Origin of the sequence: Pseudomonas sp. ICMP 561 (genome assembly GCF_002699985.1) — a bacterium.
Taxonomy (GTDB): domain Bacteria; phylum Pseudomonadota; class Gammaproteobacteria; order Pseudomonadales; family Pseudomonadaceae; genus Aquipseudomonas; species Aquipseudomonas quasicaspiana.
In genome coordinates this window covers 149,286-170,087 of the sequence record NZ_LKBT01000001.1, presented here as the reverse complement: position 1 = coordinate 170,087, position 20,802 = coordinate 149,286, and the positions used below count along the sequence as shown (strand labels likewise).

The following is a 20,802-nucleotide window of genomic DNA, read 5'->3' as shown; positions in this document are numbered from 1 at the left end:
GCCACGCGACGGGTGTCTCTGTACAACCGTGAGGAGTGGACGCACCGTCGCTACTCACGGGCAGTAAACATGCTCATGCTGGTTTTACGGCGGGCGCACATAAATGAAAAATTACTCGATATTCAGCAATAAAATATTTATGTATGTAGATCAATAGTCGAGACTGATCTACATTGTTCGAATTGCCTGAAACTTGAGTTTTCGTAATGCCTTCTATCTGTTTGCCAACCCTTCGCCCTCATGCGCTTCGCCCCGGAGACGCAGTCGCTCTGGTTTCGCCTGCTGGCCCGGTGGCAGCGGCAAAGGTCGAGAGTGCGGCAGAGGTTCTCAAGAGCTGGGGTCTCAGGCCCCGGATTTACCCTCACGCACTGGACACTCATTCTTTTTATGCGGGCACTGATGAGCACCGGCTTGCAGACTTCAATGCTGCGCTGGCTGATCCGGAGATCCGCGCACTGTTTTGCAACCGTGGCGGCTACGGCGCGCAACGCATCGTTCAGCATCTTGATTTCGACGCGGTTAAACGCGATCCGAAACTGGTGATTGGTTTTTCTGATATCACAGCGTTCCACGGTGCGCTTTGGCAGCATGCGCGACTGGCAACCATCCACGGGCCGGTGGCCAGTCAGCTTGAGCGCGGCGGCGTGTTCGTCGGCGGCTTGCGACACGTGACCATGAGCCCCGAACCGGTTCTGGTCGCAGCCGATGCAGCGGAGCGCACCTTCGATGTGCGTACCCGCGGCACGGCTCACGGTGTATTGCTGGGAGGCAACCTCAGCATACTGAGCAGCAGCGTCGGTACTGATTACATGCCAGATCTCAACGGCGCCATTCTGCTGATCGAAGATGTGAGCGAAGCGGCCTATCGTGTCGACCGCCTGCTTACTCATCTACTCAACAGTGGTGCGCTGAATGGATTGGCAGGCATCGCGGTTGGGCAGTTCAGCGAACCTAAAGGCGCTACCGGATCAATCACCCATTCGAGTGTCTTGATGGAGCGACTGGGTGATCTGGGCATTCCTGTTCTGGGCGGTCTTTCCATTGGTCATGATGCCATCAACCACGCGGTGCCGCTGGGCATCGAAGCCACGCTTGATGCGGATGCGGGAACCTTGCTGGTGGGTGCTGCGACTCGCTGAAAACCCCTGCACACGTTTAGCGCTGCACGCAGGGTAATCGCTCCGAACTGGACGTTTACCCTGCAACTGCTCCCAGGCTTCCACCGCTTTTATTCTCAAATCTCGATGTCGCAAGCTGGCTGTTAATCCAAAGTTGCCCTGAATAAGTCTGAAAACGACTTCGGCATAGCTATTTGCCATTATCTCGGCGTCAAAGTCTTGTACATCCTCAGAACCATTGCGAATCTGCACGATTATTGAATGGCGTGAATCAAAGGCCTGAGTGTTCGGCCTGAACGCCTTGAGTGATCGAACGGAGATGAGCGCTATGATTTCGGCCATGCAAGCTCGCGTTGCCAACCTTGGGATGGCAAAGAAACTCGGCGTGGGTTTCACGCTGGTTTTGCTGCTGACCGCGCTGGTGGCCGCTATTGGTGTCTGGTCGCTGAAAAGCATCAGCGCTCACTTCGATGGCCTTAACCAGATGTCTTCCCTGAACAGCGGGCTCCTCAAGGTCAGGTTGCTGGAGCAGGAATACGCGCTGCGCAGTGATCCGAAGATCGTTGAGCAACTGCATGTTGGCGTTGATGAGTTGAATGCACTGGCTGAGCAATTGAAAAGTCAGTCCCCCGCCAGCGAGTCACGCATGACCGAGGTCCAGCAGACATTGGGGGCTTATCGCAGGTCCTTCGATCAGTTCGTCGATATCAGCCAAAGCAAGGACATTGCGCTGGAAATGGCCAGTTGGTCCGTCTCTAGCGTCGCCAACAATCTGGATGTTCTACAGTCCGGGCTGGCGGATGACGGCGCCTATGGGCTCAAACAGTCGAAGGGCGAGCAGGGTTCGGAGTTCATCGAGCAGGCCAATCAGGTCAGCCAGGTCTCAAAATTGATGATGCAGGCAATGGACGAGGCCCGGGTGCGTCTCGATAAAAGCCGCAAGACAGGCTCGGGTGACGAGGTCAAGACTGGCAAAATCACGAAGGCGGATGATGCCAAGGCGTTGGTCGAGGAGCTCAAAGGTGTCGTCAAGGACGAGGGCTACCAGACTGTGTTGGGCGAAGTCAGTACGCATATCGTCAATTTCACTGAAAAACTGAGTGAATACACCGACCTGCTCGACAGCGAAGCCAAGGTATCACTGCAACTGGCTGCCAACGCCACGCAGGTCGTCGAGCAAGTGAAGCAGGCTTACGCCGCCGAAGATCAGTCGATGCAGGCGCAACTCACCACGAACACGTTGCAGATCATCGGCTCATCGGTGGTGGCCTTGTTGGTGGGTGTGATGGCTTCGCTGTTGATCACTCGCCTGATCGTTCACCCGTTGCGCAGCGTCATTGCCACTGCGCAACGTATTGCTGCGGGGGACCTGAGCGGTAGTATCGACGTACGGCGCAAGGATGAAATCGGACAACTGATGCTCGCCATGCAGCAAATGGGGGCTGGCCTGAGTGGCATCGTCAGCGGTCTGCAGGCAGGTATCGATCAGTTGGCCAGTTCTGCGCATTCTCTTTCGGCTGTCACTGAGCAGACTAATCGCGAAGTCAGTCATCAGCAGGAAGAGACCGAGCAGGTCGCGACGGCCATGAACCAGATGACGGCAACTGTGCATGACGTCGCCCGCAATGCTGAACAAGCCGCGCTTGCCGCGCAGAGCGCTGATGAAAAGGTCGACAGCGGTCAGACAGTGGTGCGTCAGAGTCTGCAGCGCATTGAACAATTGGCCAGTTCTTCTGCGTCGGCCATCGACAGCATTGAAAACCTGAGCAACGAGATCCAGAACATCGGCACGGTGCTTGGGGTCATTAAAAGCGTGGCCGAACAGACCAATCTATTGGCGCTGAATGCGGCTATCGAAGCCGCGCGCGCAGGTGAGCAGGGCAGGGGCTTTGCCGTGGTTGCCGACGAGGTAAGAGCGCTGGCCAGGCGAACTCAGCAATCCACTGAGGAAATCGAACGACTCGTCAGCAGCCTTCGCAGTGGTGCTTCAGCCTCCGTGGCACAAATCCAGAGCAGTGGTGAACTGGTCAGGCTTGCGGTCAGCGATGCGCTGCAAACCGAAAGCGCGTTGGGCAGCATTGCTGCGGCGGTTTCGATGATCCAGCAGATGAACCAGCAAATTGCTGCAGCGGCAGAACAACAGGCGTCGGTCGCCGAAGAGATCAATCGCAGCGTCACTAATATTCGCGCCAGCGCCGACCAGTCCGCCCTGGCCATGCGGGGCAATGCAGCCTCGAGTACTGAGCTTGCATCACTTGGGACCGAGCTCAAGGGGATGGTTGGGCATTTCAGGTTGTAGGGTGACACTGAATCTTTATTGGCCCGTAGGAGCTGCCGAAGGCTGCGAGAACTTAGTCTGATGCACCGCCATCGCAGCCTTCGGCAGCTCCTACAGACCACTTGTTTGTGGCGCAGGATCATCTTTGAACCCGGTAGATGTATTTGTGAAGCGACCTGCTTCTACCGACGCGACGTCCCATTCAGGATCAGCATCGTCACAACCCCCGCCACAATCCCCCAGAACGCCGATCCAATTGAAAGCAGGGTCAGGCCTGACGCCGTCACCATGAAGGTGATCAGTGCCGCTTCGCGCTCCCTGGGTTCGTTCATCGCAACGGTCAGGCCGTTGATGATCGAGCCGAACAACGCCAAAGCGGCTATCGACAGCACCAGTTCCTTGGGGAACGCACCGAAAAGCGCCGCCAACGCTCCGCCGTAGATGGCGGCAATGGCGTAGAAGATTCCGCACCAGATGGCCGCCGTGTAACGCTTGTCGCGGTCCTCGTGAGCGTGGGTGCTGGTGCAGATGGCCGCGCTGATGGCGGCCAGATTGAGCCCGTGGGAACCGAACGGTGCCAGCAACAATGACGCGATACCGGTGACTGAAATCAGCGGCGAGGCCGGTACGTGGTAACCGTCAGCACGCAACACGGCGATGCCCGGCATGTTCTGTGACGTCATGGCCACCACAAACAGCGGAATGCCGATGCTCACCGTTGCCGCCAGAGAAAACTCTGGCGTCGTCCAGACCGGCATCGAGACCTCCAGCGTAAAGCCGCTGAAGTCCAGCAAACCCAACCAGCCTGACAGCGCAGTACCCACGAGGAGTGCAGCCAGTACCGCGTAGCGTGGCGATATCCGTTTGATCAGCAGGTAGGTGAAGAACATCCCCAATACCAGCGCGGTGCGGTGTTGGGCGGCGACGAAGATTTCGCTGCCGATCTTGAACAGAATGCCGGCCAGTAACGCCGCAGCCAGAGAGGCGGGAAGCTTTTTTACCAGTCGGTCAAAGCTGCCGGTTACCCCGCAAATGATGACCAGCACTGCACTGGTGATAAACGCACCGATGGCTTCTGGATACGCCACTCCGCCCAGGCTGGTGATCAGCAAAGCTGCGCCGGGGGTCGACCAAGCCACGGTGATGGGGGTCCGATAGCGCAAGGAAAGACCGATGCTGCACACCGCCATACCGACGAACAATGCCCAGATCCACGAAGATATCTGCGCACTGGTCAGCCCGGCTGCCTGGCCTGCCTGGAACATCAGCACCAGCGAACTGGTACAGCCCGTCATCATGGCGATAAAACCAGCGACGATTGCGGCGGGGGAAGTGTCGGCCAATGGGCGCAGACGGGCGAGGGGTGAGGCGTTCATCAATCCATCCTTGAGCAGTGCAACGGCAGGCCGCAAGCGTAAACGTACTGGTATCAAAGTGTTGCGATACAGCGGGATTCGTAAACGTGAGTACAGTTACGAAGCAGCCCAAGCCTCGCTCCCACATAGACCGCGCTATTCCGTAGGACCGGCTTTAGCCGGGAGGGCGTCGGGACGTTCACTACATATTCCTCGTCAGAAATACCGCTCTCCCGGCTAAAGCAGGTCCTACGGAATCCCAGGTGAACATAGAATCTCCCCCATAAAAATCGCATCTATTCAATTATTTATGTTTTGTCCGATAGGAGCCGATGTCAGGTTTTCAATCCTCCTCACGAGAAGCAGGCCGGGCGCCATTCTGTAGCGTCCTGCCCAGTGCTTCGTTGACCTGCAGCCAGCCGTCAACAGCTTCAAGACCCGCCTCGGCAAAAACGCGCTGCAACAACTTCACTTGTTCGCGCCGCAAAGCCTGTTCGAACTTCAAGCCTTCTTCGGTCAGACCCAGCAAGCGTTTGCGCTTGTCGCTGTCGGGGGCGGTGCCGTGTACAAGATCCATGGCGATCAGTTGGCGCAGCGGCGCATTGAGTGCCTGCTTGCTTACACCGAGCACGCCGAGCAGCTCTTTAACGCTCAAATCGGGGTAGCGGGCAATGAAAAATACGATGCGCTGATGCACGCGGCTGAAGCCTCGTCGGGCGAGCATTTCGTCAGCTTTTGCCGTGAATGCCTGATAGCCGAAGAAAAAAGCTTCCATGGCGGCTTGTTGGGATGCGGAATTTTTAAGGTCAAGCATATTGACGTATCTATGTCTGGCGTCGTAATTTCGGTCAACCAGTTTGACTTATTTCCAATTACTTCGGCTAGCGGTGATCTCAATGGCTTTCTCTGAACGCGTGTCCCGGCTTAAAAGTTCTCTGATTCGTGAAATCCTTGCTGCGGCCCAGCGTCCGGAAGTCATGTCGTTCGCCGGTGGCCTGCCAGCCGAAGCCATGCTGCCCAAAGTGGAGTGGGCGGACATGCCTGTTGCGCTTGGCCAATACGGCATGAGTGAAGGCGAGCCTGGCTTGCGCGAAGCCCTGGCTGCTGAGGCGCGAGCGATCGGCCTGCAGTGCGACGCCAGTCAGGTGTTGATCGTCAGTGGCTCGCAGCAGACGCTGGATCTGGCGGCCAAGCTGTACATCGACAAAGGCACGCAGATCGTGCTCGAAGCACCGACATACCTGGCGGCGTTGCAGATTTTCCAGTTGTTCGGTGCTGATTGCCTGACAGTGCCGCTGCAAACCGATGGCCCGGATTTGCAGGCCTTGCGACAGCAACTGGAGCAACACCAGCCTGCGTTCGCCTATCTGATTCCGACTTTCCAGAATCCTTCCGCAGTGCGTTACAGCGAAGCCAGTCGTGTGGCCGTGGCTGCCCTGCTCGATGAATTCGGCGTGACCTTGATCGAAGACGAACCCTATCGCGATCTGACGTTTGATGGCGGCAGTGCCAAGCCCATCGCCAGCCGTTTGCAAAAAGCCAGCTGGATCTACACCGGTACTGTGTCGAAAACCCTGTTGCCAGGTTTGCGGGTCGGCTACCTGATTGCCAGTCCTGATCTGTTCCCGCATTTGCTGCGTTTGAAGCAGTCTGCCGATCTGCACACCAACCGTTTAGGCCAGTGGCAGGCCCTGCAATGGATCGGTACCGAGCACTACCGCGAACACTTGTCTGAGTTGCAGACTTTCTACCGTCAGCGGCGGGATGCATTTGAGGCTGCACTAAAACGACATTTTGCCGATATAGCTGACTGGAACAGCCCGCAAGGTGGTTTGTTTTTCTGGCTGACGCTCAAGCAACCAATGGATACACGGACTCTGCTCGACAAAGCGCTCAGGCAGGATGTTGCGTTTATGCCGGGGGAGCCGTTTTTTGCCGATCCAGATGCCAACCATGGTTATCTAAGGCTCAACTTCAGCCACATTGATCCAGCCCGTCTCGACGAGGGCCTGAAGCGATTGGCGGCGGTCGTGCGTCAGGCCCGGTTGGAACGAGCCGCTTAGCTGCGGGCATCAAGAGAATTCAAGGGGACGGGTATGTACAAGGTTTACGGCGATTACAAATCGGGCAACTGCTACAAGATCAAGCTGATGCTCAACCTGCTGGGCGTCGAGTATCACTGGGTGCCGGTGGATATTCTCAAGGGTGAAACCCAGACCGCAGCGTTTCTGGAGAAGAACCCCAACGGCAAGATTCCGGTACTGGAGCTTGAGGACGGCACCTGCCTGTGGGAATCCAATGCGATCCTCAATTTCCTCGCCGATGGCAGCCAGTACCTGCCGAGCGAACCGCGACTGCGCACGCAAGTGCTGCAATGGCAGTTCTTCGAGCAGTACAGCCATGAGCCGAGCATCGCAGTCGCGCGGTTTATCCAGTTTTATCTGGGGCTGCCTGAAGAGCGTCTCGAGGAATATCGTTCGTTGCACAAGGCTGGCTACCGCGCCCTCGCGGTGATGGAGCAGCAGCTGAAACGTACGCCGTTTCTGGTGGGCGATCACTTTTCCATCGCAGACATTGCGTTGTATGCCTACACCCATGTTGCCCATCAGGGCGGTTTCGACCTGACGCCATACCCTGGCATCGAGCAATGGCTTGAGCGGGTGAAGGCGCAACCTGGCTATGTGGGCATGCTGGACTGATCGCGACGGACACCTGAAAAGCCGGTCATGCAACATGACCGGCTTTTTTATGTCCGATTGTTTTAGCACAGCTGAAATCACTTGGCTGTGTCAGCACAGGCATTTAGTCTGCGCGCCCTTCGGGAGCGGCCCCGTAGCCCGATAACAACGACTTTAAGGAAAGGAGTTCCCGATGCGCTTTTCAATGATGGCGGTGCTGATGTTCATGGCGCTGGGTATTGGCTGCTCTGCTTCGGCACAAAACACAGACTGTGATGCCAGCCAGGCTGCGATGAATCGTTGCGCAGGTCAGCAACTGGCAACGCTGGATGCGGAGCTGAACAAACAATACAAGGCACAAATAGCGTACTTGCAGACGCCCGAGAAGAAGCAGGCGTTCAAGGCTGCGCAGCAGAAGTGGATTGCTTTCCGTGATGCGGATTGTATGTATCAGGCAGGCAAGGCTGAGGATTCCGGCTCGATGTGGCCGCTGCTGCAATCCCGGTGTCTGGCAGAGCAGACCAGAGTGCGCGTCGAGCAGCTGAAACAGTATGCGGCGTGCCGTCAGGAAGGCTGCCCGAACTGATGTCGGGCGTGCGCCGTTGAATCAGATCGCTGCGAAGCGCTGATTCAGGTAATCAATTATCACTTTGGACTCATACATCCAGGTGGTCTTGCCATCTTCCTCGATGCGCAGGCAGGGCACTTTGATCTTGCCGCCTTCATTGAGCAGTGTCTCGCGATCCTGTTCGTTGTTTTTTGCATCACGCAGCGCAACCGGGACGTTGAGCTTGTGCAGGGTACGACGGGTTTTGACGCAGAACGGGCAGGCATTGAACTGATACAGGCTGAGATTCTTTGCTGACTGCTCGACAGCCGCCTGAGCTTCGGGCGTGCGTTTTTTCTTCGCCGGACGGGTGATGAAGTCGATGAAGATGACCAGTTGGCCAAGGCCAACCCTCAATGCTTTTATAAACACGTAAAAGACCTCGCGAGAAACAGGCGGGAACGTATCGCCCAAGGCCCGGCGAGTGATCAGCCGGGCAGGGCGTCGGTCACTTGATGAGGCTGAGGAACTCGCTGCGGGTAGCAGCGTTGTTGCGGAATTCACCGAGCATCACTGAGGTGATCATCGACGAGTTCTGCTTTTCGACACCGCGCATCATCATGCACATGTGTTTGGCTTCGATCACTACTGCAACGCCCAGTGCGCCGGTCACTTGCATTATTGCTTCCGCGATCTGGCGGCTGAGGTTTTCCTGGATCTGCAGGCGGCGGGCATACATGTCCACAATGCGCGCGACCTTGGACAGACCCAGCACCTTGCCATTGGGGATGTAGGCGACGTGCGCCTTGCCAATGAACGGCAGCAGGTGATGCTCGCACAACGAATACAACTCGATGTCCTTGACCATCACCATTTCGCTGGCGTCGGAGCTGAAGAGGGCACCGTTGGTAACCTCTTCCAGCGTTTGTTCATAACCGCGACACAGATACTGCATTGCCTTGGCAGCACGCTTGGGGGTGTCGAGCAGACCTTCGCGGGAAACGTCTTCCCCCAGTTGGCCAAGGATCGCGGTGTAGTTCTGTTCCAGTGTCACAGGGGTTGATTCCATAAAGTTTTCAGATAGGTACCATGTCGGGTCGTACCAATTTGTACCAATCAAGCTCTATTCGAGTTGCCCGATCTCGCCCCAGCCAGTGCCGGAGTTCTGCGATGGTATAAATCGATAGCGGTATTTGCCCGCTTTGCCCAGGCTGGCGCCGAGCTTTTTCTGTCAGGCCGCCCATAGTAGCGTAGGTATGACCGTAGTTGTATTGCCGTCTATTACAGAAGGGCATATTGGCGCTACAGCGGCCTGATCGTTCAGGTTTCTTTAGCTGAAGGCACAGCAGTCGAGAAGGTGAACATCACGGTAGATTTCTTCGCCTTTCTCGATCTCTGCTTTACGCAGGTCGTAGGAGGCTTGAAGGTTGAGCCAGAACTGCGCAGATGTGCCGAGTGCCGTTGCCAGACGCAATGCAACATCTGCACTGATATTGCGCCGCTCTCTGACAATATCGTTGACTGTCGGAGCAGAGACATGAAGGGCGCGGGCGAGTGCAGCGGGGGTCACCCCCAGCGGTTCAAGAAATTCCTCTTTGAGAATTTCTCCCGGATGTATCGGGCGCATGCCGTTCTTATGCATGGTTCACCTCAGTGATAGTCAACAATTTCTACATGTTCCGGTCCATTGCTGCCCCATATGAAGCAGACTCTGAACTGAGCGTTGATGCGTATGCTGTGCTGACCCTCTCTGTCTCCATGAAGCTCCTCCAGTCTATTTCCGGGGGGCGACTTGAGATCTTTCAGCGCCGTTGCGGCATCGAGCATCGCGAGCTTTCGTTCTGCTACATTCTTTAACCCGCTCCAACGTCTGGTCTTGCCAGTTTCAAACAGTGCCTGGGTATCGATGCAGCGAAAACTCTGAATCATCTGTAATGCTTAACGTTATTCGTTAAGGTTGAGTATATAGCTGCACGATCATTTATCAAGCGGCATCTCAGACGGAGCGCGATTGTATCCAGTCGCTTACCAAGTCCCTACCAACCGGCGACAGAAATTACCCCTCACACGCTGTCTGAATGAGCAGGTAACAAATACCTGTCGCATGAGAGAGTGAAGTGATGTTTGGTCGAATGGTAAAAGTGGCAATGGTGGTTGCAGTGCTGTCTACGGTTTCAGGCTGCTGGCCGTTTTGGGGTCCAGGTGGACCCGGCGGTCATGGTGGTGGCGGGCATGGCGGCGGTGGCGGTCACTATGAAGGTGGCGACCGCGGTGGTCCAGGTGGCGGCGGTCCGGGCGGTCGTCCGTAACTCGCCCCGGTTTTTCATTCAGGTTGCGACGGATTACTCGTCGCGACCTTCCATCATGGTCCGCTTGAGAATCACGTAAACCGCTCCCGCGCCGCCGTGTTTTGCCTGGCACGAACAGAAACCCAGCACTTGAGGATGTTGCCGCAGCCAGGTGTTGACGTGGCTTTTGATCATCGGGCGCTTGCCGTCCAGTCGCACAGCCTTGCCATGAGTGACACGTACGCAGCGGACTTCCAGTTTGGTGGCCTCAGCGAGAAACTCCCAAAGGGTTTCCCGTGCGACCTCGACCGTCATGCCATGCAAATCCAGACTGCCCTCGAAGCTGATCTGCCCGAGCTTCAGCTTGCGCATCTGGCCTTCCTGCACGCCATCGCGGGACCAGCTCAACACATCTTCCGGCCCGACATCGATCACGAACTGATCAGACAACCCATCGACTGTCACCGAATCGGTGCGCACCGTCGCGGACTGACGCAGTCTGGCCAGGAGTTTACGGTCGGTCTTGGGTTTGCCTACATCGGCATATTCTTGCTTGATGGGCTTAACGCCGCGTAACTCGTTTTTGAACAGGGAAAAATCGTCGTCTTGCATGTCAGCCTCCGCGAAGGGGGCTAGTTTAACCAAGTCGCGGTCCGCGGCGGGATTAAAACGCCGCTTTTGGCAACCCGGTTCTGCTCCCGCAAAAGTCACTGACATGACGCGATTTATTGTAGGACCGGCTTCAGCCGGGAGAGGGGGCTGGACATTCGCAGGGTATCTACCGGCAGGAATAGTGTTCTCCCGGCTAAGCCAGTCCTGCCAAGCTCAAATGAGCTCGCATTCAATCCTGCTTTTTCATCAAGTGCGGCGACATGTTCAAGCCATTCTTGCGACGACTACCCACGCGGCAGCGACGCCATAGCCAGATGCCAACGTAGAGCACCAACAAGCCACTTAATACAACAAGCGCTGTGCCCAGCGGGCTGGCATTAAGTTCACCCAGCACCTGGGGCCGACCAATCAGGCTGGAAACACCCGCCATTGCCAGCAACACGCCGAAAGTCGCCAACAGGGCAGCAATGGCCGAACCAATGCGCACGCCCCAATTGCCCGATCCTTTTGGACGCAGGCGACGGGCGTCAAAACCGTCGGATACTTTCATTCCGATTTTCCTCCAGAGTATCGGGGTCTGACCCGGACAGGCGGCGGCTGGTTCCCGCAGGCAGAGGATTCAGGGCAAATGACGGGTATTATTGGATAGGCGGTAATGTGAACAGCGTCACATAACCGCGAATACAGGGAATGGCGTAGGACAGCCGCGAGGCGTGGTGCACGCCTGCGCGGAGCTGTAAGGCTCTTGGCCGGGCAGGAGGAGTCTGGGCTGGTTTCTAGTGGTTCAGATCAAGTCTTTGGTGAGTGCCAGGGTCGCGAAGTTATCGTTCATGATCGCCATTTCAGTGCGATGAACAATGTAGGCGCTGACGACTCCGTCGGGGCTTGGCAGGTCTCGCGTCGCACAGGCGTCGTCTACCAGCGTGCAACGATAGCCGTAATCCTTCGCCGCCCGTACGGTCGTGCTGATACTCGAATGGCTCATGAAGCCGCAAACAATAAGGTCCAGATGACCAAGGCTTTGCAACAAGTCGTCAAGGCCGGTGCCGTTGAAAGCGTTGGGCAGACGTTTTTCAACGACGCGTTCGTCTTCCAGTGGCTTCAACTCAGGCATGAACTCACCGCGCTCACCTTGCGGGTCGAACAAGCCACCGACAGTGCCGAGGTGGCGGATGTGCACAACCGGGCATTTGCCGGCACGGGCCGCCGCAACTAGTTTGCAGATGTTGGCGGCTGCTTCGTTAACGCCGGTCAGGGCCAGCGGGCCGCTGAGGTATTCTTTCTGGGCATCAATAATGATCAGCGTGGCATTACTCAAAGTGGCCGCTGCATAGCCTCGGCCGCTGAGTTGAAACATGGTCTTTGGATCGGACATCTGGGGCTCCTTTGTGTGGGGCTTTTGCGTCATTCTCCTCCGCCTGAACGGTTCTGGGAATGGCGACGGTGAGAAGCTCCGGTTTCTCTGGCCTGTAGCGGCGTTGATCGATCTGGGCGGTGAGCATTATGCCTTGATTGAAATGCCACGTATCCAAAACCATCGTCGAACGTGAGCCGGGTCGCTAATGGCACTCGGGCATCGTGTGTTGCAGTCATGGCTGCTAGAATCCCAAGACGTATTCCAAGGAGCTTCCCCCCGTGATCACATCCCGCTTGCGCACCGTGCGCGACCATATCCGTTGGGCGGTCAGTCGCTTTCACCAGGAAGACCTGTTTTTCGGTCATGGAACTGACAATGCCTGGGACGAGGCACGCCAGCTAGTGTTGGGCGCATTGCACCTGCCTTGGGAGATTGCCGACAGCTATCTGGATTGCCGTCTGGAGCTTGATGAGATTTCGGAGCTGCAGCGCCTGATCTCTCGCCGCATTGATGGGCGCGTACCAACGCCGTACCTGCTGGGCGAAGCATGGTTCTGCGGCATGTCGTTCATTGTTGATGAGCGTGTGCTGATCCCCCGTTCACCCATTGCCGAGCTGATCGAAAACCACTTTGCTCCTTGGCTGGCTGACGAACCGGCGCGCATTCTCGACCTGTGCACTGGCTCCGGCTGTATCGGTATTGCCTGTGCCGACGAGTTCCCGGACGCCGAAGTGGTGCTGGCTGATTTGTCTTTTGAAGCACTGGAAGTTGCCAACCAGAACATCGAGCGTCACGGCGTTGATCACAGGGTTTACACCGTTCAGGGCGACGGCTTTGACGGCCTGCCGGGTCAGCGTTTTGACCTGATCGTCTCCAACCCGCCTTATGTCGATTCCGAAGATTTCGCAGACATGCCGGATGAATACCAGCACGAGCCGGAACTGGCCCTGGCCTGTGGCAGTGACGGTCTTAATCTGGTGCGCCGGATGTTGAGCCAGGCAGCAAATCATTTGACCGAAAAAGGTCTATTGATCGTTGAGGTGGGTAATAGTCAGGTTCACGTCCAGGCGTTGTACCCGGAAGTTGAGTTCGCCTGGCTGGATTTCATGCGCGGTGGTCATGGCGTGTTCATGCTCAGCGCTGCCCAGTGCCGGGAGCATCAGGCGCTGTTTGAATCACGGGTCTGACTGATCAGGCTGAAGGCGCTCGCGATGAGCGCCTTCAGTTTGAGAGCTATTCAGTTTTGAAGACTAGCGGTGGGTTGCAATCCAGATCAGCAATCCGGCCTGGAACACTGCAAAGGTCACCAGGCAGGCAATAGTGAAGCGCAGGCCACTGTCTTCACGCTTGTATTTGCCGACGCGATCTTCATGCTGACGGATCGCAACTTCTTGCTCGATCATCTTCTTCTCGGCGTTTTCCAGCATCTGTGAAGCTTCGAGAATCTCGATGATCTGAATCTTGTCGTTGTTCCAGGTGCTGTGCAGGTTGCCGACCTGGACTTCCTTGAAGCTGCCTTTCATATGCTGTGCGTCGGCGTAGGCGACTTCGAAGCCCTGGGTTTTCAGGAAATGATCGCGGCGCAGGCGGGTGTCTTCGTTGAGCCCGTCCTTGCTCGGCAAGGCAAAGCTCTCGACTTTATAGGTCGACCATTTTTTCTGCGCCCAGTGAATGCCCTGAGCGATCAGAAAACGGCCGATGCCACGGTTCCACGGCTCGATTTGCAGGCCTGAGTCCGGTCCGAAGCGCACGATGTGTTTTTCGTGATCGACCCAGACATCCAGATGGTTCTGTTCGCGCCGCACCCGTTGCCCCGGCAACTGGATGCTCAGGCGCAGCAGGCTCACCTCTTTGCTATGGCGCTCGGCACGGCCAAACTGGACAAAGCGCAACGGCCGGCCACCCGTGGCCCGGTCGGTCTGCAGCGGGGCCAAGCGCAGCATTACAAAATGCTCTGGCTTGACTTCGTCCCACAGCTGCGCAGGCGCCGGCGCTTCCGCTTCGGCGACTGGAGTGTTTTCAGTGATTTCGGGTAACGCGTTCGTTTCAGTCATGTTCACGGCGATCCTGTCCTTGACCCTGTGCAGCAAACACAGAGCCAGCAATCAGCTATCGGCCGTTTTCCCCGGTACTGAAGGGGCGCCATAATTCCTGACGCCAATTTTCCAGGTCACGCTGCTGGAAGGGCTTCGATAAAGCGCAGAATCCGTTTGGAAAGCTCGCTGGACAGCGGCAGTTGCGGGTTTTTGTAGGACTCGAGTTGCTGCTTGATGTCGTTCGGTACGATGCGCAACACGTGGTTCATGCCCTCGATCAGGGCCAGTTCGGCATCGGGTTTGGCTTGCTTCAACAGCTCTGCATCGCCGACACCGACCTGGATATCGTTTCGACCCTGGATGATAAGCGCTGGAACTTTCAATTTGCCGAACGCGGCAGCCGGGGCCTGGCGGAACAACGAAATCAGATACGGCTGAACACTCGGGCGGAATACAACTTCCAGCTCGTCCGGAACATCGTTGTCGGTCTTGCCCGCCTTGATTTCATCGATCAATTGATTGCTGCGCAGCAGCAGAGGCGGAGGCAGGCGCTCTTGCAGTTGCTCACGCAATACTTCATCCACCGGACGACCTGTACCGGCTACCGAGATCACCGCAGCGGCACCGGCTTTTTCAGCCGCCAGTGATGCAACCAGTGCGCCCTCGCTGTGACCCAGCAGGATCAACTGACCCAGACGCGGGTCAGTCTTGAGTTTCTGGCCCCAGGCTTCTGCGTCGGCTACATAAGCCTCGATGCTCAGATTGCGCTCATCAGGAGTAGCGGCCTTGCTCGCGGCGACGCCGCGTTTGTCATAACGCACGCTGGCGATGTTGTGTCTGGCGAGGGTGCGCGCCAGAAGTTTCATGCTGTCGTTGCGCCCGCCGTCGGGGTTATTGCCATCGCGATCAGTCGGGCCAGAGCCAGCAATGATCAACACCACCGGTACGGGAGAGGTGGATTTGGGCAGTAATAAGGTGCCGGACAGCTCACCCGTCGCGGTCTGCAGAACGATAGGGCGCTGCAGGACGGATGGGGTGGCAGCGTGAGCAAGCCCGGTGAGCAAGGGAAGGATCAAAGCGATAACGCGTAACATCGTTGGGCCACTATCTGATGGGATGCCGATTGGACGCGGCCAGACGGATAAGGTTCGAGGATGAACTACACGAGCAGCCTGCGTATACTGGCGGGCTTGTTTATATCGACCTGGTTTTTTCGCTGATTTATCGGAGCGTCCGCATGTCCGGCAACACCTTCGGCAAGCTGTTCACTGTCACCACTGCCGGCGAAAGCCATGGTCCGGCGCTGGTTGCTATCGTTGACGGCTGCCCGCCGGGCCTTGAGCTGTCGCTGCAAGACCTGCAAGTCGATCTGGATCGGCGCAAGCCCGGCACCAGCCGCCACACGACCCAGCGTCAGGAAGCCGATGAGGTGGAAATCCTCTCGGGTGTTTTCGAAGGCAAAACCACCGGCACCTCCATTGGTTTGCTGATTCGCAATACTGATCAGAAGTCCAAGGATTACTCGGCCATCCAGGCTCAGTTCCGCCCGGCCCACGCCGATTACACCTATCACCACAAATACGGCGTTCGCGATTATCGCGGCGGCGGCCGCAGCTCGGCACGGGAAACGGCCATGCGCGTCGCGGCCGGTGCTATCGCCAAGAAGTATCTGGCGAAGATGGGCATCGTGGTACGCGGCTACATGAGTCAGCTTGGCCCGATCGAAATTCCCTTCAAAACCTGGGATTGCGTGGAAGAGAACGCATTTTTCTGCCCCGATCCTGACAAGGTTCCGGAGCTGGAAGCCTACATGGACCAGTTGCGTCGTGATCAGGATTCGGTCGGTGCAAAAATCACCGTTGTTGCCGATGGCGTTATGCCGGGGCTGGGCGAGCCGGTGTTCGACCGTCTGGATGCCGATCTGGCTCACGCGTTGATGAGCATCAACGCCGTCAAGGGTGTGGAAATCGGCGCCGGTTTTGCCAGTGTCGCCCAACGCGGCACCGAGCACCGCGACGAGCTGTCGCCCGCGGGTTTCCTGTCGAACAATTCCGGCGGGATTCTTGGCGGTATTTCCTCAGGTCAGCCAATTGTGGCGCACCTGGCACTCAAACCGACCTCCAGCATCACTACGCCAGGACACTCCATTGATGTTCACGGCAATCCGGTGGACGTGATCACCAAGGGCCGCCATGACCCGTGCGTCGGGATCCGTGCCACGCCTATTGCCGAAGCCATGATGGCCATCGTGTTGCTGGATCATCTGTTACGTCATCGCGGTCAGAATGCCGATGTTCGGGTGACTACGCCTGTGCTGGGTCAACTGTAATGCCCGAAGGCGTTGCCGCTGCCAGGGTCTGTTGACGTGACGCACCCCCCGGCTGGACAGCTGCCTTATTGGCGGCTGTCCAGTTTTTACGTTTTCTACTTCGCCTTGCTCGGCTCTACAGCACCTTTTCTGCCGTTGTATTTCAGCCATCTCGGATTCTCCAGCGCGCGCATTGGTGAACTGGTCGCGATCCCGATGCTGATGCGTTGTCTTGCGCCGAATGTGTGGGGGTGGCTCGGGGACTACACCGGGCGCCGACTGGTCATCGTGCGGCTTGGCGCTATTTGTGGTTTGCTCGCGCTTTCCCTGATTCTGGTCAGGCAAAGCTATGCCTGGCTGGCGATGGTCATGGCTCTGCACGCCTTCTTCTGGCACGCAATCCTGCCGCAATTCGAAGTCATTACCCTCGCACATCTGCGTGGCCAGACGTCTCGTTACAGCCAGATCCGGTTATGGGGCTCCATCGGTTTCATCCTGACGGTGGTGGGCGTGGGACGGCTATTCGAGAGCGTGAGCCTCGACTATTTTCCCAGTGTGCTGGTCGCGATAATTGCCGCGATTGTCATCAGCAGTTGGTGGATTCCCAATGCTCAGCCGGTGTTGTCGACGACGCATCCGGAAAGCGGTGGCTTTTTCCGACAATTGACTCGACCCGGCGTACTGGCCTTCTATGCCTGCGTCGGGCTCATGCAGATGAGTCACGGGCCGTATAACACTTTCCTGACTCTCCATCTGGAGCAGTTGGGTTACGGTCGCGGCCTGATCGGAATGCTTTGGGCGGTTGGTGTCGTCGCGGAAGTGTTGATGTTCATGGCCATGAGCCGGGTATTACAGCGTTTCTCGGTACGTCAGGTGCTCCTGACCAGTTTTCTGCTGGCGGCGTTGCGCTGGCTGTTGCTGGGTAATCTTGCGGATCATCTGGTGGTGTTGCTGTTTGCCCAGTTAATGCACGCTGCAACATTCGGCAGTTTTCACGCCACTGCCATCCATTTCGTGCAACGTAGCTTCGGTGCGCAACAACAAGGTCAGGGCCAGGCGCTTTATGCCGCGTTGGCGGGCACGGGGGGCGCATTGGGTGCGCTTTACTCCGGTTACACCTGGAACTTCCTGGGGGCCGGCTGGACATTTACTATCGCCAGTGCTGTGGCGCTGGCCGCTGCTGTGATGGCAGCTACACGAATGAAAGAGGAGCGGGCATGAGCCGCGAACAACTGAGTCAGGCAATTATCGACGCCGGTCGTTTTCTGTACGGTCGTGGCTGGTCACCTGCGACCAGCAGTAATTACTCGGCGCGGCTTTCCGCCACTGAGGTGCTGCTGACCGTCTCGGGCAAACACAAGGGCCAGTTGGGCATCGACGACGTGCTGGTCACAGATCTTGACGGTAACAGCCTGGAACCCGGCAAAAAGCCATCGGCGGAAACCTTGCTTCACACGCAACTGTACAGTTGCAGGCCGGAAGTCGGTGCGGTGCTGCACACCCACTCGGTCAATGCGACAGTATTGTCGCGTCTGACCGAGGCCGATCACTTGGTGTTTGAGGATTACGAGCTGCAAAAGGCTTTCAGTGGCGTCGTGACTCATGAATCCCGGGTCGTGGTTCCTATTTTCGACAACGATCAGGACATTGCGCGTCTGGCGGCGAAGGTGCAGCCCTGGCTTGATGCGCACCCTGATTGCGCGGGCTACCTGATTCGCGGCCATGGTTTATATACCTGGGGCGCGAAGATGAGCGATGCGCTGCGGCAAATCGAGGCGTTCGAGTTCCTTTTTGAATGTGAACTCAAAACCCTCGCCATACTGAACCGATAACGTTTTTAGCCTTCTGCCTGAACGAGCTGTAAAAGTCGCAGGGCATATTCAACCGGGTTTAACTGAACCGAGGAGCGCCGCAATGAGCAGCCTGTATGTTTATCACCAGTCCAGCCCTGAGCAGCCAGATAAAGTCCTGACCCATGTCGAGGATATCGCGTCGACCCTGGCCGAGCACGGCGTGGGTTTTGACCGCTGGCAGGCTGCGACGCCTATTACCCCGGGTGCCAGCCAGGAAGAAGTGATCAATGCGTACCGGGTGCAAATCGACAAACTCATGACCGAGCGCGGTTACGTCACTGTCGATGTGATCAGCCTCAATAGTGATCACCCGCAAAAAGCCGAATTGCGTGCAAAGTTTCTCGATGAGCATCGCCATTCCGAAGACGAGGTACGTTTCTTCGTCGCCGGGCGTGGTTTGTTCACGTTGCATATCGGCGAGTATGTGTATGCCGTGCTGTGCGAAAAGAACGACCTTATTTCGGTTCCGGCGGGAACGCCGCACTGGTTCGACATGGGGGAAAACCCACACTTCGTCGCGATCCGCCTGTTCAATAATACTGAGGGCTGGGTTGCGAACTTCACTGGCGAGAAGATTGCCAGCCTATTTCCGCAGCTTGACGATTTATAGGATTCAGTTCATGACAATCAAAGCGGTCCTGACTGACATCGAAGGCACCACCAGCGCCGTAAGTTTTGTCTTCGACGTGTTGTTTCCCTACGCGGCAAAGCATTTGCCGGATTTTGTCCGCGAGCACGCCTCTCGCTCTGATGTCGCCGCACAGCTGGAAAAAGTGCGCGAAGACAGCGCGCAGCCGGATGCTGACGTCGAGCAGGTAATCGAGGTTCTCCTGAGCTGGATAGCCGAGGATCGCAAGGCCACACCGCTCAAGGCGCTGCAAGGCATGGTCTGGGAGCAGGGTTACGACGCCGGTCAGCTCAAGGGCCATGTCTATCCCGATGCAGTGCAAGCGCTGCAGCGCTGGTATCAGCAAGGTTATGGGCTTTACGTTTATTCCTCTGGCTCGATTCAGGCACAGAAACTGATCTTCGGTTGCTCGGACGCGGGCGACCTTTCGGTCTTGTTCAGCGGTTATTACGACACCACCTCGGGCCCCAAGCGCGAGGAGCAGTCGTACTGCAACATCGCCAAGGCGATTGGCTTGCCGGCTGAAGAGATTGTTTTCCTGTCGGATATCGTCGAAGAGCTGGATGCCGCCAAGGCCGCTGGCATGGCTACGTGTGGCCTGGTGCGTGACGGTGGCGAGTTGAAGGGGCACGTCAATGTTGCCAGCTTCACCGACATCGACCTAGGCGCATTTTAGCCGCTGAGTTCCGGCTGCTATTGCAGGAATGAATCGCGGCTGCCGGTCAGACGATTCAACTTGTTCAGCCAATACCAAGCCATTACGTGTAAGCCTCGTCCTGTTGAAAAGTAGGATGAGGCTTTTACTTGAGTGCGTAATACCTGTTTGTTTCTGGAGTTGTTCTACAAAGCTTTTAATCGTGTAGTTTTCTGATCGATCCATCCCTGGCGCAGCCAACTAACAACCATTCAAACCCTGCGCCGTGTCTGGACAAAGGAGCGAACTGCGATGGGAAGTGCTGAATCAATCAACTCGACCGAAAACCCTCTCATACAACAGATGGTCAGGAGCATTCATGAGCTGGACAGTAATCAGGCTATCGAGAATGCGCTGGACTGGTTACGCCAGGAGTGTCAGTGCGAAGGGGCGATATTTTGCCAGTTCAGGGGCTCAATGCTGCTGACGTTGGTGACCTCCAACATTGATCGCTCCTGGAGTCAGCATTATCGACGTCAATTGCTGTTGATGGACGATCCGGTGGTCAATCACTACCGGGAGCAATTGGGGTTTATCGACTGGAAAGCGGCATTCAAGCGCTATCCACCCACTGACAGTTATATACAGAGCGTAGAAAAACATGCGCTGACACCGGCTTGTTCCTACGGCTATACCAGTCCGGCGCGCAGTTTTCAGGGGGTGACTTCGATCTGTTCACTCAACGGATTGAGTCGAGCGCTCAAGGCTCCTGATATGTATTTGTTATCCAGCCTGGTTCCGGTCCTGCATTTGGTAGGGCGAGGGACGAAACTGCGCTCTCGAGGGCTGAGCGAGAAGGAAGTCGAGATTCTCGAATGGGCGCGTGACGGCAAAACCGCTTGGGAAATCGCCACGATCCGGCAAGTATCCGAGGCGACGGTCAAATATCACTTCAGAAGCATCTACAGCAAGCTCGGGGTCTCCAACAGAGCTCAGGCGGTGGGGGAGGCTTTGTGTCAGGGCATCATCAAGTGAGCAACAATCAGACGTTCCCTGCAGGAGCGCGCATTGTGTTCATGACAAACCGCTGTCGCAAAGCAAACATAGATT

Annotated in this window: 24 protein-coding genes and 1 pseudogene; 14 read left to right on the top strand and 11 right to left on the bottom strand. The window is 56.8% G+C overall.

What is annotated here, in order from left to right; genetic code table 11:
- Positions 1-206: 206 nt before the first annotated feature.
- The 3 genes and pseudogenes from AO242_RS00795 (at position 207) to AO242_RS30010 (ending at position 3,417) form a co-directional block, all read left to right on the top strand.
- Complete coding sequence (locus AO242_RS00795; RefSeq protein ID WP_099267315.1) at positions 207-1,139, top strand: S66 peptidase family protein; 933 nt, start codon at positions 207-209, stop codon at positions 1,137-1,139.
- A 298-nt stretch (positions 1,140-1,437) separates the two neighbouring features.
- A pseudogene (locus AO242_RS30015) lies at positions 1,438-2,556 on the top strand (HAMP domain-containing protein); the annotation flags it as partial.
- On the top strand, positions 2,536-3,417 hold the full coding sequence (locus AO242_RS30010; RefSeq protein ID WP_373562185.1) for a methyl-accepting chemotaxis protein: 882 nt from the start codon (positions 2,536-2,538) through the stop codon (positions 3,415-3,417). The pseudogene AO242_RS30015 and the gene AO242_RS30010, both read left to right, overlap by 21 nt.
- A gap of 161 nt (positions 3,418-3,578) precedes the next feature.
- Here the strand turns inward: AO242_RS30010 and AO242_RS00785 are convergent, their stop codons facing one another.
- Together AO242_RS00785 and AO242_RS00780 are read right to left on the bottom strand one after the other, a co-directional pair.
- On the bottom strand, positions 3,579-4,772 hold the full coding sequence (locus AO242_RS00785; protein ID WP_099267313.1) for a benzoate/H(+) symporter BenE family transporter: 1,194 nt from the start codon (positions 4,770-4,772) through the stop codon (positions 3,579-3,581).
- A gap of 322 nt (positions 4,773-5,094) precedes the next feature.
- Positions 5,095-5,565 (bottom strand): MarR family winged helix-turn-helix transcriptional regulator, encoded by a 471-nt coding sequence (locus AO242_RS00780; RefSeq protein ID WP_099267312.1) that lies wholly within the window; start codon positions 5,563-5,565, stop codon positions 5,095-5,097.
- Between the two features lie 82 nt (positions 5,566-5,647).
- On the opposite strand from AO242_RS00780, the gene AO242_RS00775 reads away from it, so the two are divergent.
- The 3 genes from AO242_RS00775 to AO242_RS00765 all read left to right on the top strand — a co-directional run bounded on the left by AO242_RS00775 (position 5,648) and on the right by AO242_RS00765 (position 8,015).
- Positions 5,648-6,814: an aminotransferase-like domain-containing protein gene (locus AO242_RS00775; RefSeq protein ID WP_099267311.1), complete on the top strand. Its 1,167-nt coding sequence runs from the start codon at positions 5,648-5,650 to the stop codon at positions 6,812-6,814.
- Positions 6,815-6,847: 33 nt separating this feature from the next.
- Positions 6,848-7,450 carry a glutathione S-transferase family protein gene (locus AO242_RS00770; RefSeq protein WP_099267310.1) on the top strand — a complete coding sequence of 201 codons (603 nt, stop codon included), beginning with the start codon at positions 6,848-6,850 and terminating at the stop codon, positions 7,448-7,450.
- Between the two features lie 172 nt (positions 7,451-7,622).
- A complete protein-coding gene (locus tag AO242_RS00765) occupies positions 7,623-8,015 on the top strand; it encodes a lysozyme inhibitor LprI family protein (RefSeq protein ID WP_099267309.1) in 393 nt (130 codons plus the stop codon).
- Between the two features lie 21 nt (positions 8,016-8,036).
- Here AO242_RS00765 and AO242_RS00760 read toward each other — a convergent pair whose 3' ends face one another.
- The 4 genes from AO242_RS00760 to AO242_RS00745 form a co-directional block, all read right to left on the bottom strand.
- Positions 8,037-8,408 (bottom strand): glutathione S-transferase N-terminal domain-containing protein, encoded by a 372-nt coding sequence (locus tag AO242_RS00760; RefSeq protein ID WP_027898902.1) that lies wholly within the window; start codon positions 8,406-8,408, stop codon positions 8,037-8,039.
- Between the two features lie 76 nt (positions 8,409-8,484).
- Positions 8,485-9,030, bottom strand: coding sequence for a GTP cyclohydrolase I FolE (gene folE, locus AO242_RS00755; protein ID WP_027898901.1), 546 nt, complete (start codon positions 9,028-9,030; stop codon positions 8,485-8,487).
- Positions 9,031-9,306: 276 nt separating this feature from the next.
- Complete coding sequence (locus AO242_RS00750; RefSeq protein WP_027898900.1) at positions 9,307-9,618, bottom strand: HigA family addiction module antitoxin; 312 nt, start codon at positions 9,616-9,618, stop codon at positions 9,307-9,309.
- 8 nt (positions 9,619-9,626) lie between these two features.
- Positions 9,627-9,905 carry a type II toxin-antitoxin system RelE/ParE family toxin gene (locus AO242_RS00745; RefSeq protein WP_027898899.1) on the bottom strand — a complete coding sequence of 93 codons (279 nt, stop codon included), beginning with the start codon at positions 9,903-9,905 and terminating at the stop codon, positions 9,627-9,629.
- Positions 9,906-10,096: 191 nt separating this feature from the next.
- Between AO242_RS00745 and AO242_RS00740 the strand changes: the two genes are divergently transcribed.
- Positions 10,097-10,285, top strand: coding sequence for a hypothetical protein (locus AO242_RS00740; protein ID WP_122395631.1), 189 nt, complete (start codon positions 10,097-10,099; stop codon positions 10,283-10,285).
- A 33-nt stretch (positions 10,286-10,318) separates the two neighbouring features.
- Here AO242_RS00740 and AO242_RS00735 read toward each other — a convergent pair whose 3' ends face one another.
- From AO242_RS00735 to AO242_RS00725, 3 genes are all read right to left on the bottom strand, one after another.
- Entirely contained in the window at positions 10,319-10,876 is a 558-nt protein-coding gene (locus AO242_RS00735; RefSeq protein WP_027898898.1) for a Smr/MutS family protein, read from the bottom strand.
- Positions 10,877-11,105: 229 nt separating this feature from the next.
- Entirely contained in the window at positions 11,106-11,426 is a 321-nt protein-coding gene (locus tag AO242_RS00730) for a hypothetical protein (protein ID WP_099267308.1), read from the bottom strand.
- Positions 11,427-11,660: 234 nt separating this feature from the next.
- Positions 11,661-12,251 carry a cysteine hydrolase family protein gene (locus AO242_RS00725; protein ID WP_099267307.1) on the bottom strand — a complete coding sequence of 197 codons (591 nt, stop codon included), beginning with the start codon at positions 12,249-12,251 and terminating at the stop codon, positions 11,661-11,663.
- A 260-nt stretch (positions 12,252-12,511) separates the two neighbouring features.
- On the opposite strand from AO242_RS00725, the gene prmB reads away from it, so the two are divergent.
- On the top strand, positions 12,512-13,420 hold the full coding sequence (gene prmB, locus AO242_RS00720; protein ID WP_099267306.1) for a 50S ribosomal protein L3 N(5)-glutamine methyltransferase: 909 nt from the start codon (positions 12,512-12,514) through the stop codon (positions 13,418-13,420).
- A 63-nt stretch (positions 13,421-13,483) separates the two neighbouring features.
- Here the strand turns inward: prmB and AO242_RS00715 are convergent, their stop codons facing one another.
- Both AO242_RS00715 and AO242_RS00710 read right to left on the bottom strand, forming a co-directional pair.
- A complete protein-coding gene (locus AO242_RS00715) occupies positions 13,484-14,287 on the bottom strand; it encodes a hypothetical protein (protein WP_099267305.1) in 804 nt (267 codons plus the stop codon).
- Positions 14,288-14,403: 116 nt separating this feature from the next.
- Complete coding sequence (locus AO242_RS00710) at positions 14,404-15,363, bottom strand: alpha/beta hydrolase (RefSeq protein WP_099267304.1); 960 nt, start codon at positions 15,361-15,363, stop codon at positions 14,404-14,406.
- A gap of 143 nt (positions 15,364-15,506) precedes the next feature.
- Here AO242_RS00710 and aroC point away from each other — a divergent pair, with 143 nt between their 5' ends.
- The 6 genes from aroC (at position 15,507) to AO242_RS00680 (ending at position 20,727) form a co-directional block, all read left to right on the top strand.
- Positions 15,507-16,598 carry a chorismate synthase gene (gene aroC, locus AO242_RS00705; protein ID WP_099267303.1) on the top strand — a complete coding sequence of 364 codons (1,092 nt, stop codon included), beginning with the start codon at positions 15,507-15,509 and terminating at the stop codon, positions 16,596-16,598.
- A 36-nt stretch (positions 16,599-16,634) separates the two neighbouring features.
- Positions 16,635-17,798 (top strand): MFS transporter, encoded by a 1,164-nt coding sequence (locus AO242_RS00700; protein ID WP_099267302.1) that lies wholly within the window; start codon positions 16,635-16,637, stop codon positions 17,796-17,798.
- A complete protein-coding gene (locus AO242_RS00695) occupies positions 17,795-18,409 on the top strand; it encodes a methylthioribulose 1-phosphate dehydratase (protein WP_099267301.1) in 615 nt (204 codons plus the stop codon). The genes AO242_RS00700 and AO242_RS00695 overlap by 4 nt, the downstream gene beginning before the upstream one ends.
- 82 nt (positions 18,410-18,491) lie before the next feature.
- Positions 18,492-19,040, top strand: a complete 549-nt coding sequence (locus AO242_RS00690) for a 1,2-dihydroxy-3-keto-5-methylthiopentene dioxygenase (protein ID WP_027898889.1) — start codon at positions 18,492-18,494, stop codon at positions 19,038-19,040.
- A gap of 10 nt (positions 19,041-19,050) precedes the next feature.
- Positions 19,051-19,734, top strand: coding sequence for an acireductone synthase (mtnC, locus tag AO242_RS00685; protein WP_099267300.1), 684 nt, complete (start codon positions 19,051-19,053; stop codon positions 19,732-19,734).
- A 270-nt stretch (positions 19,735-20,004) separates the two neighbouring features.
- On the top strand, positions 20,005-20,727 hold the full coding sequence (locus AO242_RS00680; protein WP_099267299.1) for a helix-turn-helix transcriptional regulator: 723 nt from the start codon (positions 20,005-20,007) through the stop codon (positions 20,725-20,727).
- Positions 20,728-20,802: the final 75 nt, after the last annotated feature.

What these genes read in the sequence shown, in the direction of transcription:
- AO242_RS00730 (WP_099267308.1), bottom strand. Translation starts at nt 11,426, where the DNA reads ATGAAAGTATCCGACGGTTTTGACGCCCGTCGCCTGCGTCCAAAAGGA.
- AO242_RS00735 (WP_027898898.1), bottom strand. Translation starts at nt 10,876, where the DNA reads ATGCAAGACGACGATTTTTCCCTGTTCAAAAACGAGTTACGCGGCGTT.
- AO242_RS00785 (WP_099267313.1), bottom strand. Translation starts at nt 4,772, where the DNA reads ATGAACGCCTCACCCCTCGCCCGTCTGCGCCCATTGGCCGACACTTCC.
- AO242_RS00770 (WP_099267310.1), top strand. Translation starts at nt 6,848, where the DNA reads ATGTACAAGGTTTACGGCGATTACAAATCGGGCAACTGCTACAAGATC.
- AO242_RS00765 (WP_099267309.1), top strand. Translation starts at nt 7,623, where the DNA reads ATGCGCTTTTCAATGATGGCGGTGCTGATGTTCATGGCGCTGGGTATT.
- AO242_RS00750 (WP_027898900.1), bottom strand. Translation starts at nt 9,618, where the DNA reads ATGCATAAGAACGGCATGCGCCCGATACATCCGGGAGAAATTCTCAAA.
- aroC (WP_099267303.1), top strand. Translation starts at nt 15,507, where the DNA reads ATGTCCGGCAACACCTTCGGCAAGCTGTTCACTGTCACCACTGCCGGC.
- AO242_RS00715 (WP_099267305.1), bottom strand. Translation starts at nt 14,287, where the DNA reads ATGACTGAAACGAACGCGTTACCCGAAATCACTGAAAACACTCCAGTC.
- AO242_RS30010 (WP_373562185.1), top strand. Translation starts at nt 2,536, where the DNA reads ATGCTCGCCATGCAGCAAATGGGGGCTGGCCTGAGTGGCATCGTCAGC.
- AO242_RS00710 (WP_099267304.1), bottom strand. Translation starts at nt 15,363, where the DNA reads ATGTTACGCGTTATCGCTTTGATCCTTCCCTTGCTCACCGGGCTTGCT.
- AO242_RS00745 (WP_027898899.1), bottom strand. Translation starts at nt 9,905, where the DNA reads ATGATTCAGAGTTTTCGCTGCATCGATACCCAGGCACTGTTTGAAACT.
- AO242_RS00725 (WP_099267307.1), bottom strand. Translation starts at nt 12,251, where the DNA reads ATGTCCGATCCAAAGACCATGTTTCAACTCAGCGGCCGAGGCTATGCA.
- AO242_RS00695 (WP_099267301.1), top strand. Translation starts at nt 17,795, where the DNA reads ATGAGCCGCGAACAACTGAGTCAGGCAATTATCGACGCCGGTCGTTTT.
- AO242_RS00780 (WP_099267312.1), bottom strand. Translation starts at nt 5,565, where the DNA reads ATGCTTGACCTTAAAAATTCCGCATCCCAACAAGCCGCCATGGAAGCT.
- AO242_RS00740 (WP_122395631.1), top strand. Translation starts at nt 10,097, where the DNA reads ATGTTTGGTCGAATGGTAAAAGTGGCAATGGTGGTTGCAGTGCTGTCT.
- AO242_RS00680 (WP_099267299.1), top strand. Translation starts at nt 20,005, where the DNA reads ATGGGAAGTGCTGAATCAATCAACTCGACCGAAAACCCTCTCATACAA.
- AO242_RS00795 (WP_099267315.1), top strand. Translation starts at nt 207, where the DNA reads ATGCCTTCTATCTGTTTGCCAACCCTTCGCCCTCATGCGCTTCGCCCC.
- mtnC (WP_099267300.1), top strand. Translation starts at nt 19,051, where the DNA reads ATGACAATCAAAGCGGTCCTGACTGACATCGAAGGCACCACCAGCGCC.
- AO242_RS00690 (WP_027898889.1), top strand. Translation starts at nt 18,492, where the DNA reads ATGAGCAGCCTGTATGTTTATCACCAGTCCAGCCCTGAGCAGCCAGAT.
- AO242_RS00775 (WP_099267311.1), top strand. Translation starts at nt 5,648, where the DNA reads ATGGCTTTCTCTGAACGCGTGTCCCGGCTTAAAAGTTCTCTGATTCGT.